The sequence below is a fragment of the Mesorhizobium sp. M1334 genome, assembly GCF_040317995.1.
Lineage (GTDB): Bacteria > Pseudomonadota > Alphaproteobacteria > Rhizobiales > Rhizobiaceae > Mesorhizobium.
Genome location: NZ_JAMYLM010000002.1, coordinates 185,037 through 199,319 on the forward strand (window position 1 = coordinate 185,037; position 14,283 = coordinate 199,319).

The window sequence follows — 14,283 nt, forward strand, 5'->3', positions numbered from 1 at the left end:
ATGGCTTTTCTGGAAATTGACGGGCTGAAGAAGCGGTTCGGAGCGGTCGAGATCCTGAAAGGCATCGACCTCGACCTGGAAAAGGGCGGCTTCCTCGTGCTGGTCGGGCCTTCCGGTTGCGGCAAGTCCACGCTGCTCAACACCATTGCCGGCCTGGAAACCATCACCGAAGGCGAAATCCGCGTCGACGGACGCACGATCAACGATCTCCACCCCTCCAAGCGCGACATCGCCATGGTGTTCCAGAGCTACGCGCTCTATCCGAACATGACGGTGGCCGGGAATATTGCCTTCGGCATGGAGATGCGCGGCGTGCCGGCCGATGAGCGCCAGAAAGCGATCGACAAGGTGGCAAAGGTCCTGCAGATCGGCCATTTGCTGAAGCGCAAGCCAAGCCAGCTTTCCGGCGGCCAGCGCCAGCGGGTCGCCATGGGTCGGGCGCTGGTGCGCGATCCAAAGCTGTTCCTGTTCGACGAGCCTTTGTCCAATCTCGACGCCAAGCTGCGCGTCGACATGCGCATCGAGATCAAGCGCCTGCACGCCACCACCGGCACCACCATCGTCTACGTCACGCACGACCAGATCGAGGCGATGACGCTGGCCACCAAGATCGCGGTGATGCGCGACGGCGAGGTGCAGCAGTTCGGCACACCTGCTGAAATCTATAACAATCCGGTCAACCTGTTTGTTGCCGACTTCATGGGCTCGCCGGCGATGAACCTGATCCCGGCGACGATCGGCAGCAACGGATCCGGCTTCTCCGTCGTCATGGAGCGCGAGGCGCGCCAGCCGATCTCGCTGCCGCTGGCCAATGCGCCGGCCGGCCTGTCGGCATTCCACGGAAAACCAATCATCTTCGGCGTCCGCCCGGAAGCACTGACCGATCCCGAAGGCGCCGAACGCAACGCCTCGAACATCGCCCGCGCCGACTGTCACATCGAGGTCATCGAGCCGGCCGGCTCGGATACGTTCGCGGTTACCAATCTCGGCGGCAAGGCGGTGGTGGCGCGGCTGCGCGCCGATGCCAACATCCAGCCCGGCACGGTCACGCCGCTCGCCTTCAACCTGACCAAGGCGGTGTTCTTCGATCCGGCGACCGAGAAACGCATCGTCTGACGGCCATGACAAATCCAGACATCGTCATCATCGGCTCCGGCATCGGCGGCGCCACGATCGCCTCCGGCCTTGCCGGCAGTGGCGCCTCGATCCTGATGCTGGAACGCGGCGAAGCCCTGCCGGCAACCCCGCACGCACGCGACACCCGCGCAATCTTCGTCGATGGCCACTATAGGCCGAAGGAGATGTGGCTCGAGGCCGGCGGAGCGCCTTTCAACCCGGGCAATTACTACTATGTCGGCGGCAATTCGAAATTCTACGGCGCGGTGCTGATCCGCTACCGCAGGGAAGACTTTTCGGAGATGGAGCACTATGGCGGCATCTCGCCGGCCTGGCCGTTTTCCTACGAGGAATTCGAACCCTGGTATTCCAGGGCCGAGCAGCTGTACCGCGTGCGCGGTGCACTCGGCGAAGACCCGACCGAGCCGTTCCACTCGATGCCCTACCCTTTCGGGCCGGTGCCGGACGAGCCGCCGATCGCGCGTGCCCGCGCCGAGCTCAGGAGCCTGGGCCTGCACCCGGCATCGCTGCCGCTCGGCGTCGACCTCGAAGCCTGGCTGAAAGACGGCAGCACGCCGTGGGACGCTTTTCCCAACACCGGCGTCGGCAAGGTCGACGCCCAAACGGGGCCGCTGACCGCCGCCCTTGCCGACCAGAACATCAAGCTCGAGACCGGCGCCCACGTCGAACATCTCGAGGCATCGCCGGATGCGAGGACAATCGCCGCCGTCCATTATCGACAGAACGGTACGCTGAAGAAAGTCGCGCCGAAGTTGGTCATCCTATCGGCCGGCGCAGTCAATTCCGCCGCCATCTTGCTGCGCTCGCCCACCCCTCAGGGCAGAGGCGGTGGCAAAGGCCTGGCCAACCGCTCCGACCAGGTCGGCCGCAACTTCATGAACCACAATTCGAGCGCCATGCTGGCGATCGATCCACGCCGCCGGAACAAATCCGTCTACCAGAAGACGCTGATGCTGAACGATTATTATCTGTCCGACGGCAGGGGCGGCAAGCCGCTCGGCAATGTCCAGCTCCTCGGCAAGATCGACGGCAATATCCTCAAGGCCAATGTCAGGCGCGCGCCCAAATTCGCGCTCGATTTCATGGCCGGCCACGCCGTCGACTGGTATCTGATGTGTGAAGACCTGCCCGATCCCGAGAGCCGCATCATGGTCGACGGCAAGGACATCGTCATGCAGTGGCGGCGCTCCAACATGCAGTCGCTCGACGGACTGACCAAGGTGATGCGCGAGAATTTCCGCGCCTGCGGCTATCCGATCGTCCTGTCGCGGCCGTTTGACAAGCGCACGCCCTCGCATCAGTGCGGCACGGTGAAGATGGGCAACGATCCAGCGACCTCGCCGCTGGATCCGTTCTGCCGCTCCTTCGACCACAGCAATTTGTTTGTCGTCGATGCCGGCTTCCTGCCGAATTCGGCCGCCGTCAATCCGGCGCTGTCGATCGCCGCACAGGCGCTGCGCGTCGCCGACCACATCCGCAAGACGGAGCTTGCAACATGAGCCGCCCGGCAGCCATCGTCACCGGCGGCGCGCGCGGCATCGGCCTTGCTTGCGCCGAGGCGCTGGCCGATGCAGGCTTCGACATCCTCGTTGCCGACCTTGCCGGCGAAGCCGCCGACGAACTCGCCGCCGACATCACCGGGCGCGGCGCGAAATTTGCCTATGCCAGCAGCGACATCGCCGACCTCGACGGCCATGCAGCGCTGATCGATGTCGCGACAAGCGCCTTCGGCCGCATCGACTGCCTGGTCAACAATGCTGGCATCGGCACTGTCCTGCGCGGCGATCTGCTCGAGCTCAAGCCGGAAAATTTCGACCGGGTGCTCGGCATCAATCTGCGCGGCACGGTGTTCCTCAGCCAGGCCGTCGCCAAAGCGATGCTAGGCCTGCCGGGCGATGGTGCGAGATCGATCATCACCGTCACCTCGGTCAGTGCCGCTATGGCCTCGCCGGAACGTTGCGACTACTGCATTTCCAAGGCCGGGCTTTCGATGTGGGTGAAGAACCTGGCGCTGCGGCTTGCCACCGAAAACATCGCCGTGTTCGAGGTGCGGCCGGGCATCATCCGCACCGAGATGACCGCGGGTGTCACCGCCAAATATGACGCGCTGATCGAGAGCGGGCTGGTGCCGGCGATGCGCTGGGGCGAGGGCCAGGATATCGGTGCCGCCGTGGCGGCGCTCGCCGGCGGCAAGCTCGGCTTTTCGACCGGCTCGGTCATCAATGTCGACGGCGCGCTGTCGGTGCCGAGGCTATGAACAGGTGATGCCATGACCGACTTCATAATCGTCGGCGCCGGCCCGGCCGGCTGCGTACTCGCCAACCGGCTGAGCGAAGATCCGTCGCATCAGGTGCTGCTGCTCGAAGCCGGCGGCAAGGACTGGCATCCGCTGATCCACATGCCGGCCGGTTTTGCCAAGATGACCAAGGGCATCGCCGCCTGGGGCTGGTCGACTGTGCCGCAAAAGCACATGAACGACCGCGTCTTCCGATACACGCAGGCCAAGGTGATCGGTGGCGGCTCGTCGATCAACGCCCAGATCTACACGCGCGGCAATGCCCGCGACTACGACGCCTGGGAGAAGGAAGAAGGTCTTGCCGGCTGGGGCTATCGCGACGTGCTGCCCTATTTCAAACGCGCCGAGAACAATCAACGTTATGCCAACGATTTTCACGGCGACCAGGGCCCGCTCGGCGTGTCGAACCCGATCGCGCCGCTGCCGATCTGCGAGGCCTATTTCCGCGCCGGGCAGGAGATGGGCATCCCCTTCAATCCCGACTTCAACGGCGCCAGCCAGGAGGGCGTCGGCTATTACCAATTGACGCAGAAGGACGCCAAGCGCTCCTCCGCCTCGGTCGCCTATCTCAGGCCGATCCGCGAGCGCAAGAATCTTACCATCAGGACCGGCGTTCTGGTGACGCGCATCGTCGTCGACAAGGGCCGCGCCATCGGCGTCGAAATCGTCGACAGGCCGGGCGGCCAGCCAGCGATCCTGCGCGCCGAACGCGAGGTGATCGTCTCGTCCGGCGCAATCGGCTCGCCGAAGCTTTTGATGCAGTCGGGCATCGGCCCTGCCGACCATTTGAAGGCGGCCGGCGTGACGCCTGTGCACGACCTGCCAGGTGTCGGCTCCAATCTGCAGGATCATCTCGACCTGTTCGTCATCGCCGAATGCACCGGCGAGCACACTTACGACAACTACGCCAAGCTGCACTGGATGGCGTGGGCCGGCCTTCAGTACCTGCTCCTGAAGAAGGGCCCGGTGGCCTCCAGCCTGTTCGAGACCGGCGGCTTCTGGTACGCCGATCCGACCGCCGCCTCTCCCGATATCCAGCTGCATCTCGGCCTCGGCTCCGGCATCGAGGCCGGCGTCGAGAAGCTGAACAATCCGGGCGTGACACTGAACTCGGCCTTCCTGCGCCCGCGCTCGCGCGGCACGGTGCGGCTGAACAGTGCCGACCCGGCTGACCGCCCGCTGATCGATCCGAACTATTGGTCCGATCCCTATGACCGCGACATGTCGATCAAGGGGCTGAGGCTGGCGCGCGAGATCATGCGGCAGAAGGCGCTGGCCCCCTATGTGCTGCGCGAGGTACTGCCGGGACCCGACCTGCAGAGCGGCGACGAGCTGTTCGACTACGCCTGCCGCAGTTCCAAGACCGACCACCACCCGGTCGGCACCTGCCGCATGGGTTACGATGCGATGAGCGTGGTGACGCCGGAGCTCAGGTTACGTGGCATCGATGGCCTGCGTGTCTGCGACGCCTCGGTGATGCCGCTCATCCCCTCCTCGAACACTAATGCCCCGACGGTCATGGTTGGTGAAAAGGGCGCCGATCTGATCCTTGGCCGCGAGCCGCTGCCGCCGGCGGTGTTTTCCACCAACCGAGCGGCATGAGGGACAAGGAATGATCCGGCACTGTGTTTTCGTCAGAGTCCGCAACGATGTCGCTAACGCCGAGCGGGCGGCGATCCATGCCGATCTCGAAGCGTTGCGGTCGATGATCGACGGCATGGGCAAGGTCGAATTCGGCGCCAACACCAGCCCCGAACCCTTCGCCCGCGGCTTCACATACGGCTTCACCATCGACTTTCGCGATGCCGCCGCACGCGATGCCTATCTCGAGCATGAAGCGCATCAGCGAGCCGGCGCAAGACTGGTCGCGGCGCTCGAAGGCGGCACGGACGGCCTGATGGTGTTCGACCTGGAGATCGCGTGACTATCCCATTCTCAGCGCAACCACGCCGGCAACGATGCTGAGCACCGCGGCACCCCGCCATGCCGTCATCTTCTCGCCGAGAGCGAACACCGAGATCATCATGGCGAACAGGATCGATGTTTCGCGCAGCGACGCCACCGAGGCGATCGGCGCCTTGGTCATCGCCCACATCACGATCCAGTAGGCGCCGCCGCTGAGCACGCCGGTATAGATTCCTGCCTTCCAGTCGCGGGCCAGCACCGGCAGCGCCTGTGGGCCGCGAAAGACGACGCAAAGCACCAGCGCCCACAGCGCATCGCAGACGAACAACCAGGCCGCATAGCTCGATGCGGTGGCGGCCAGCCGCGCGCCGCTGCCGTCCGACAGCGTATAGCTGGCGATGAAGATGGATGTGCCCAACGCGAAACCGACAGCGCGCAGGTTCAATTTCTCCAGATGCGCGCCGCCGCGAAACGACAGCACCAGCGTGCCCGCCGACAACAAGAGAATGCCGAGAATGGCGAGCGGCGCCGGCATCTCGGCAACCACCACAACGCCCCCCAAAGCGGCCAGCAAGGGCGCGGTGCCGCGCGCCAGCGGATAGGTCTGGGCGAAATCGCCGGCCTTGTAGGCGCCGATCAGGAACGTCCTGTAGCCCATGTGGAAGACAACCGAGGCGAGGATGTATGGCCACACTTCCGGCTTCGGCACCTCGACGAAGGGCAACGTCACCAGTGCGGCGGCGCCCATGCCGAGCGTCATCAGCGTTATCGACAGGAAACGGTCGAGATGGACCTTGACCAGCGCATTCCAGATCGCATGCATGGAAGCGGCGGCGAGCACCGCGAAAAAGACAAACAGGCTCATCGGCGGTTCATCCGCCGCCCGTCCCTATGGCGATAGGCGTCTCCAGGTCGATATCGACCCAGAGCGGAAAATGATCGGAGGCGACTTGGCCGATATCGGCGCTGACCGATCGCACGCGCCCGGCAAACATGCCGCCGACGAAGCAATGGTCGAGCCGGCGCTTTGCGATCCTGCCGTCGATGGTCTTCACATGGGTGTGGAAGTCCGACGTCGGTTCGCGGGCGACGGCGGCGGCGTCGACAAAACCGTCGAGATAGGCGGCACCGCGATGATAGGGCGCGCTGCCGACGATGCGGCGGTACTCGGCGCTACCCGGCTCCATATTGAAGTCGCCCAACCAGATCGCCGCTACGGGGTTTTCTGGCTCCTGTTCGCCATTGCTCCAGTTGCGCGCCGGCTCGTCGTCGGCGCCGCTCCATGGGCCGCCCTCGGACCGCGCGCGGCGATGCTCGGCCAGCAAATAGTCGATCTGCTCCAGCCGCTCCTCGGCCGCGATATGCGCCAGATGCAGCGAAAAGAACCGCACCGGGCCGGCAGGGGTGCGGATCATGCATTCAAGTGCGGCGTTGCGGGTGTTGAGCGGCCGCAGCGTGCGCCTGAGCGGCAGCGTGTGCAGCCGCGACCAGACAATCGGCAGCTTAGACAGAACTATGGTGCCGAATTGCCGCCGCCGGTTGACGATGCGGCCGTCACGCCGCTGGCTGGCATCCATGTCGAAGGCCGGGCCGTAGACCCAATGGTAGTCGGGCAGCAATCGCGAAAGAAGTTCCGGCTGGTCGTCCTCGTTGCTGCGTAACCAGTGCCGCTCGACTTCCTGCAAGGCGATGACGTCGGCGCCGGCGACGACCTTGGCGCAACGCGCCAGATCGTAGCGGCCATCGCCGCCGAAGCCGTACTGGATGTTATAGCTGACCAGCTTCATTGCTTATCCGGCTCAGTTTCCTGCTGGCAGTAGCCGTTCGGTGGATTGGTTGCAATGTGCAGCCGAACGGAGGGAGCTTGGGCCAGATGCTAAGTCGTCAGTGGCTGGAACCGCCCGGGCGGGGATGCAGCCAGTTCCGACCAGTCGATCTCTTCCTCGAGGCGGTGGTAGGCCTCGTCGCCGATCGTTCCGTCGATGCGCAGGCGCTCCAGTGCATCGCGCTGGCTTTTGATGGCATAAAGACGCAACCTGTCATACTCGGTCGCCGCCTGGGCATCCTCCGGGTTCTCGGCGATGGCGCGCTGGGCGGCATATTGCTCGCGCACCGCCCCCGCGGCGCTCGACGTCTTGCCGCTGAGCACGTCGAGCGCAGCCTGCATGATGGCGACGCGCGCCCGCGCCACCTCCCGGTCGACCGTCTGGTCGGGCTTGAGATTGAGCACACTCAGCAACGGCTTCAGGCTGACGCCTTGCAGCACCAGCGTGCCGAGCACGACCGTGAAAGCGGCGAGCACGATCGGATCACGGCCCGGAAAGTCGGCCGGCAAGGCGAAGGCTGCCGCAAGCGTCACCAGGCCGCGCATGCCGCACCAGCCGATAAGCACGCCGCCGCGAAATGTCGGCGCGTCCTTCCGCCTGTCCTCGTCGCCCAGACGTGCCAGCGCTCTGAGGATCGCGCCGCAGCCCAGCACCCAGACGAGCCGCGATACGATGACAATGGCCAGCACCGCCAGGGCAAAGACGAACGCCTCGCTTTGTCCTTGCTCGGCAAGTCGACCGACAATCGATCGCGCTTGCAGGCCCATCAGGACGAAGGCCAGGACGTTGAGCACGAACACCGCCGTCTCCCAGACCGAGTAGGAGCTGACACGATTCCTTGCCGGCATGCGGCGCGGCGATGTACGGGCGATCGTCATGGCATAGACGACGATCGTGATGATGGCGGACAGCCCTATCCTGTCGGCCAGGATCCAGACGCCAAAGGTTGAGGCGAATTGCACCACGGTGCCGCTCGCCGGATCGTCGATACGGCCGAGTATGGCGAGAGACAACCGGCCTAGCACATAGCCTGCGGCAAGGCTGCCGACCGTCGACAGCAGGATCATTGGTATGGCACTGCTCAATAGGATGGAGCCGGCGGCTGCGGAAACCGACATTCGGTAGATCAGCAGTGCCGTCGCGTCATTGAGAAGGCTCTCGCCTTCCAGGATGGCGGTGATGCGGTGCGGTACCTTGAACTGCCCGAGCACGGCCGCCGCTGCCACCGCATCGGGCGGCGCCACAATCGCGCCAAGCGCTATGGCGGCGGCGACGGGCAGGCCTGCCATCGTCCAGCCCACCAGAGCGACCGCCACCGTGGTGAAGATGACGGCGCCAAGCGCCAGCAGGATGAGCGAAACCTTGTAGCGGTTGAGATCGCGCAGCGACGTGTCGTAGGCCGCGTCGAGCAGAACCGGCGCGATGAACAGAGCGAGCGCCAGCTCCGGGTCGATCTCGATGGTCGGGGCAAACGGCAGGAAGGCGATGCCAGCGCCGGCCAGCGCCAACAATGAAGGATAGGGAATCTGCAGACGCCGCGACAGCGCGGTCAGGACGACCGCGATGAGAAGCAGGACAAGGGTGAGTTCAAAAAGCGCCATGCCTTATCGTAGCGGTGAAGCCGGGCGATTGGCACTGCAAAAACGGCAACGGCTTTGGCTGCTCGTGAATGGTGAATGGCTGCGTGCAGAGGAATTTCGGCGCGTAAAGCGCTTGCTCACCATTCACTATTCCCTCTTCCTCTAATGCAGCACCAGCATGTCGCCCGACGAGAACGAAATCTCGGCCTTTTCGCCGACGGCTGGCGGCGGCGTGGCCGGGCTGTTGAACGTGTCGAGCGAGACCGTGCTGCCGCCGATACCGACGCGCACCCGGATGACCGAGCCGAGGAAATGCACCTCGGCGATTTCGCCCGAAAGGCTGGAGTCGCGGCCGGGGTGGCGGCCGAGCGAAATCGCTTCCGGACGCAGTGCCAACGACAGCGTGTCGCCGGGTTTCGAGCCGTTGAGCTTGCCCTTGAGCGAAACCTCTTGCGAATTGACGCGCACCTTGCCCGAAGCCGCGTCGGTGACCGTGCCTTCAAGCACGTTCAGCGTGCCGACGAAATTGGCAACGAATTTGGTTGCCGGCCGGTTGTAGATCTCGAACGGCGTGCCTACTTGCTCGGCCTTGCCGCCATACATGACGGCAATGCGGTCGGAGATCGACAGCGCCTCTTCTTGGTCGTGGGTGACGAAGATGGTGGTGATGCCGAGCTTCTTCTGGATCGAGCGGATTTCCTCGCGCAGCGACACGCGCACCTTCGCGTCGAGCGCCGATAGCGGCTCATCGAGCAGCAACAGCTTCGGCTTCGGCGCAATTGCCCGCGCCAGCGCGATGCGCTGCTGCTGGCCGCCGGAAAGCTGGTAGGGATAGCGGTCGCCCATCTGCGGCAGCTTGATGATATCGAGCATTTCGGCAATGCGCCTGTCGGCATCGGCCTTTGGCATGCCGGCGACCTTCAGCCCGAAGCCGATATTCTGCGCCACGGTGAGGTTCGGAAACAGCGCATAGGCCTGGAACACCATGCCGACATTGCGCTGATTGGGCTTCAGCCGGGTGATGTCCTTGCCGGCCACGACGATCTTGCCGGCGGACGGCTCTTCGAAACCAGCGACCATGCGCAGCACCGTCGTCTTGCCGCAGCCCGATGGCCCAAGGAAAGAGACGAATTCGCCCGGCTCGACGTCGAGGTTGAAATCCTGCACCACGGTGATGGGGCCGAAGGATTTTCGCACATGCTGGATTGAGAGGAATGGCTCGGCCATGGCTTTCTTCTTTCGGGTCAGTTCGGCCGGTTCGCCGATCGCGGCGCGAAACGCGACAGGATCTGGATCAGCGACATGCAGCCCCAGGTGATGGCGAAGGCGATGATGGCAAGCGCCGCCGGCTCGTAGGCCCGGTTGGCGCCGACGTTCTGCAGATAGGGTCCGAAGGCAGGCCGGTTGAGCAGGCTGGCCATGGTGAATTCGCCTATCACGATGGCGAAGGTCAGGAAGGCGCCCGACAGCACCGCGATCAGCACATTGGGCAGGATGACCCGGGTGATGATCGTGCCCCAGCCGGCGCCGAGAATCTGCGCCGCCTCGGTCAGTGTCCGCACGTCGATCGTGCGAAGTCCGGTGTCGACGGCGCGATACATATAGGGCAGCGCCAGCGTCGCATACCCGATGACCAGCAAGGCATTGGCTCCTGTCTCGCTGCCCAGGAACGGCAGCGGTGAGTTCGACCCGTACATTCTAATGTAGCCGAAGACGATGACGATGGCGGGAATGACCAGCGGCAGCAGCGTGATGAACTCGACGACGGGCCTGAGCTGCGGCATCCGCAGACGGATCCAATAAGCGGTAGGCACCACGATCAGCACGCCGAGAATGATGGTGAAAACAGCAGCGAGTACGGAATAGCCGAAGGTCGCCTGGAAACGGGGGTCGCCAAACACGACTTTGTACGCATCGAAGGAATAGGCGCCGCGCCGCATGCGCATGGAAAATTCCACGGTCGCGATAAGCGGAATGAAGAAGTAGGCAGCGCCCAGCGCGAAGACGACCCAGGCCCAGAAACGTCCGCTCTTCATTTAAGCCACCTTTCCGAGCGCGTCCGGAACCAGATGTAGAAGACATTGGCAAGCCCGGTGATGACGATCATACCGAAGGCAATGGCATAGCCGAGATGGGCATTGTGCAGCACGTCCCCGCGGATCTGCGCGTAGAGCAGGATAGGGACGATGTTAAGCGAGGAGCCGGTCAGAGCGTAAGCGGTGGCGATGGCACCGAAGGCGTTGGCGAACAAGAGGATGACGGTGCCGAGGAAGCTTGGCCAGATCACCGGAATGACGACCATACGCCAGAACTGCGCCTGGGTCGCGCCAAGCGTTGCCGCCGCTTCGCCCCATTCCTTCTTCAGCCCGTCGATCGCTGGCACGATGATCACCACCATCAGCGGGATCTGGAAATAGACATAGGTCAGTGTCAGGCCCCAGAACGACAGAATGTTGAAACCATGGGCATAAATGTTGAAGCCGACCAATACGTTGAGCAGCACCGTGGCGAGCCCGAGCCGGCCGAGCGTCGCGAGAAAGGCGAAGGCCAGCGGCACGCCGGCAAAATTGGAGGCCACGCCGGAGAATGTCAGTGTCGCCGAGCGTATCCACTCCGGCAGCCCGCCGCGCACGATGGCGATGGCAATGGCAAGCCCCGCGAAAGCACCGATCAGCGACGAGGCGAGGCTGACCTTGATTGAGATCCAGTAGGCGGCAACGATCGACGGCTGCGCCAAGGCCGCTATGTTCTCGAAAGTGAATTCGCCGGCATCGTTCCGGAATGCGCCCAGCATCAGATAGAGCGTGGGCAGGATCAGGAACATGATGGCGAAGATGAAGAAAGGCGCAACGCCAAGCCATTGTGTCGGCAGCCTCATGCTGCGGGCGTCGGCAGGAGGCGCGGTCTTCCCGGCAACAGCGTGATCGGACAACGAGATATCGGTCATGCGCCGGCTACCGTCCTGGAGGTATGCCGGGCGGCGATCTAAGCCGCCCGGCTGATCTCAAGTCTTACTTGACGTTGGCGCCGACGACGGCATCCCAGTTCTTGGTGATGGCTTCCTTGGCCTTGCCCTGCTCGTCGAGTGTCGGGAACACCGCGGCTGCATAGGACTCGGCCGGCGGCAGCTTGGCCATCACGTCAGCCGGGAGCTTGCCATTCTTGGCGAGGTCGTTGAAGCGGATCGGGTGACAATAGCCCTTCAGCCAGCCGATCTGGCCTTCGTCGGAATAGAGATATTCCAGCCATAGCTTGGCAGCATTCGGGTGTGGCGCATAGGCGCTGATCGCCTGAACATAGACGCCGGCGACGACACCGGTCTTCGGCACGACGACGTCGACCGGCGGATTGCCCTTCAGCGTATCGCGGCCGGCAAGCGCGTTATAATCCCAGGTCACCAGGATTGGCGTCTGGCCTTGGGCAAGCGTCGCGGGCTTGCCGATGACCGGCACGAAATTGCCGGCGGCGTTGAGCTTCTTGAAGAAGTCGAGACCAGCCGTGCCGGCGGCTTCGCCGGCGGCCGCACCGCTGGAAAGGCCGGCGGCATAGACGGCCTGGATGGCCTGGTTCGAAGCACGCGGGTCACCGGCGAGCGCCACGGTATTGGCAAATTCCGGCTTCAGCAGGTCGGCCCAGTCGGCCGGCGCTTCCTTGACCAGGTCCTTGTTCACCAGAAACGAAAGCACGCCGTAGTAGTCGCCGGTCCAAAAGCCTTCGGCATCCTTGGCGCTGTCCGGGATCGAGTCCCAGGTTGATACTTTATAAGCCTGGATCAGGCCATCCTTCTTTGCGGTCGGGCCGAAGGACAGGCCGACGTCGATAACGTCGGGCGCCTGCGGGCCCTTGTTGTCCTTGTTGGCCTTGATCGCCTCGACCTCGTCGCCGGAGCCGGCATCGGGGTTGAGTTCGTTGATGGTGATTTCCGGGTACTTCGCCTTGAAGCCGTCGATGACGGCGCCATAGCCGCACCAGTCATGCGGCAGCGCGATGGTCGTGAGCTGGCCTTCAGCCTTGGCTGCGGCGACCAGTTCATCCATGGACTGGGCCGACGAGATGGCAGAGGTCGCCATCAGGGCGACGGCCGTAAGGGAAAGCAGTTTTCCCGTGAATTTGAACATGTGTTCTCTCCGTTGAACTGACGCCGTTGGACGCCTGCGATGCGGTATCGTTTTCGTGTGACAGCCAGATGAAAGCTCTGTGAAAGCGATGCCCTGCAGTACGAAAAAGTAAACTCTTTTTAACCGGCTGTAGCAATCGCTACGCGGCTATTTTTCCGGCTAACTAGTTTCGGCCTTGCCGTTCATCCTTTCCCCCTTTCTTCGCCTCTTTTCCAAAGTGGATTTCCAATGCGGAAGTTGTCTCAGACGGCGCCGGCGATGGCGTTTTCGAGCAGCGTCAGCGCCGCCTTCTTGGTCAGCTTGACCGGGTTGCCGCCGGCGGTCGGGTCGACCACCGCCATGTCGGCGATCAGGCCCTTGCGCTTCTTGTCCATGTCGAGCCCCTTGATCAGGCCGGGCAGCGCATGCGGCACCTTGAGCTCTTTGCGCAGCTTGATGATCGCCTTCGCAAAACCGTCGAAGCCGCCCTTAATGCCGCAATAGGCGGCAAGCCGGGCTATGCGCGGCTCAATCGCCTCGCGGTTGAAGGCCAGCACATAAGGCATGAACACGGCGTTGGTCATGCCGTGGTGGGTGTCGTAGAGCGCGCCGATCGGATGCGACAGCGAATGAATCGCGCCAAGCCCTTTCTGGAAGGCGGCGGCCCCCATGGCGGCCGCGCTCATCATGTTGGCGCGGGCGACTAGATCCTTGCCGTTGGCATAGGCTTTCGGCAGGTTTTCGAAGACCAGCCTGATGCCTTCCACCGCGATGCCGTCGGCCATCGGGTGATAGCCCGGCGCACAGTAGGCTTCGAGGCAATGGGCAAGCGCATCCATGCCGGTGCCGGCGGTGATGAAGCCGGGCATGCCCACCGACAGCTCCGGATCGGCAATGACGATCGCCGGCAAGAGTTTCGGATGGAAGATGACCTTTTTGGTGTGGGTCGCCTCATTGGTGATGACGCCGGCGCGACCGACCTCCGAGCCGGTGCCGGCGGTGGTCGGCACCGCGATGATCGGCGCGATCGCATCGGCATCGGCGCGCGTCCACCAGTCGCCGACATCCTCGAAATCCCAGACCGGGCGTGTCTGCCCGGCCTGGAAGGCGATCAGCTTGCCGAGGTCGAGCGCCGAGCCGCCGCCAAAGGCGATGACGCCGTCATGCTTGCCCTGCTTGAACACGGCGATGCCGGCGGTCAGGTTGGAATCGACCGGGTTCGGCTTGACCTCGGAAAACACGCCATGCGGCACCTTGGCATCGTCCAGTATTTTCAGCGTCGAAGCCACCACCGGCAGTTTGGCCAGTCCCGGGTCGGTAACGAACAGCGGCCGCTTGATGCCGGTCGCCGCCAGCACCTCCGGCAGCTCCTTGATGCGTCCGGCGCCGAAGCGGACGGTCGTCGGGTAATTCCATTTGGAAACGAGTTTTGTCATTTTTGT

General features: G+C 63.7%; 13 protein-coding genes. 5 read left to right on the plus strand and 8 right to left on the minus strand.

What is annotated here, in order from left to right:
• From NKH17_RS04265 to NKH17_RS04285, 5 genes are read left to right on the plus strand one after another with little or no spacing between them, the layout of a single operon-like run.
• Nucleotides 1–1,116, plus strand: coding sequence for an ABC transporter ATP-binding protein (locus NKH17_RS04265; protein WP_352478183.1), 1,116 nt, complete (start codon nucleotides 1–3; stop codon nucleotides 1,114–1,116).
• A 5-nt stretch (nucleotides 1,117–1,121) separates the two neighbouring features.
• Complete coding sequence (locus NKH17_RS04270; RefSeq protein ID WP_352799920.1) at nucleotides 1,122–2,636, plus strand: GMC oxidoreductase; 1,515 nt, start codon at nucleotides 1,122–1,124, stop codon at nucleotides 2,634–2,636.
• Entirely contained in the window at nucleotides 2,633–3,394 is a 762-nt protein-coding gene (locus tag NKH17_RS04275; protein WP_352802131.1) for a 3-ketoacyl-ACP reductase, read from the plus strand. Before NKH17_RS04270 ends, NKH17_RS04275 begins: the two co-directional genes overlap by 4 nt.
• Nucleotides 3,395–3,406: 12 nt before the next feature.
• Nucleotides 3,407–5,035, plus strand: coding sequence for a GMC family oxidoreductase (locus NKH17_RS04280; RefSeq protein WP_352802132.1), 1,629 nt, complete (start codon nucleotides 3,407–3,409; stop codon nucleotides 5,033–5,035).
• A 10-nt stretch (nucleotides 5,036–5,045) separates the two neighbouring features.
• Complete coding sequence (locus tag NKH17_RS04285; RefSeq protein ID WP_352802134.1) at nucleotides 5,046–5,357, plus strand: Dabb family protein; 312 nt, start codon at nucleotides 5,046–5,048, stop codon at nucleotides 5,355–5,357.
• On the opposite strand, the gene NKH17_RS04290 is transcribed toward NKH17_RS04285, so the two are convergent.
• The 8 genes from NKH17_RS04290 to NKH17_RS04325 all read right to left on the minus strand — a co-directional run bounded on the left by NKH17_RS04290 (nucleotide 5,358) and on the right by NKH17_RS04325 (nucleotide 14,277).
• The gene (locus tag NKH17_RS04290) at nucleotides 5,358–6,203 is read right to left on the minus strand and encodes an EamA family transporter (RefSeq protein WP_023675361.1); all 846 of its coding nucleotides are present in this window, start codon (nucleotides 6,201–6,203) and stop codon (nucleotides 5,358–5,360) included.
• Between the two features lie 7 nt (nucleotides 6,204–6,210).
• A complete protein-coding gene (locus tag NKH17_RS04295) occupies nucleotides 6,211–7,125 on the minus strand; it encodes an endonuclease/exonuclease/phosphatase family protein (protein WP_352802136.1) in 915 nt (304 codons plus the stop codon).
• Nucleotides 7,126–7,214: 89 nt separating this feature from the next.
• The gene (locus NKH17_RS04300; RefSeq protein WP_352802138.1) at nucleotides 7,215–8,765 is read right to left on the minus strand and encodes a cation:proton antiporter; all 1,551 of its coding nucleotides are present in this window, start codon (nucleotides 8,763–8,765) and stop codon (nucleotides 7,215–7,217) included.
• Nucleotides 8,766–8,906: 141 nt separating this feature from the next.
• Nucleotides 8,907–9,971, minus strand: coding sequence for an ABC transporter ATP-binding protein (locus tag NKH17_RS04305; protein WP_352799902.1), 1,065 nt, complete (start codon nucleotides 9,969–9,971; stop codon nucleotides 8,907–8,909).
• A gap of 17 nt (nucleotides 9,972–9,988) precedes the next feature.
• A complete protein-coding gene (locus NKH17_RS04310) occupies nucleotides 9,989–10,780 on the minus strand; it encodes an ABC transporter permease (protein WP_352478173.1) in 792 nt (263 codons plus the stop codon).
• Nucleotides 10,777–11,691, minus strand: coding sequence for an ABC transporter permease (locus NKH17_RS04315; protein WP_023675356.1), 915 nt, complete (start codon nucleotides 11,689–11,691; stop codon nucleotides 10,777–10,779). The genes NKH17_RS04310 and NKH17_RS04315 overlap by 4 nt, the downstream gene beginning before the upstream one ends.
• A 64-nt stretch (nucleotides 11,692–11,755) precedes the next feature.
• Nucleotides 11,756–12,862 carry an ABC transporter substrate-binding protein gene (locus tag NKH17_RS04320; RefSeq protein ID WP_254816895.1) on the minus strand — a complete coding sequence of 369 codons (1,107 nt, stop codon included), beginning with the start codon at nucleotides 12,860–12,862 and terminating at the stop codon, nucleotides 11,756–11,758.
• A gap of 242 nt (nucleotides 12,863–13,104) precedes the next feature.
• On the minus strand, nucleotides 13,105–14,277 hold the full coding sequence (locus tag NKH17_RS04325; protein ID WP_352478171.1) for an iron-containing alcohol dehydrogenase: 1,173 nt from the start codon (nucleotides 14,275–14,277) through the stop codon (nucleotides 13,105–13,107).
• Nucleotides 14,278–14,283 lie beyond the last annotated feature (6 nt).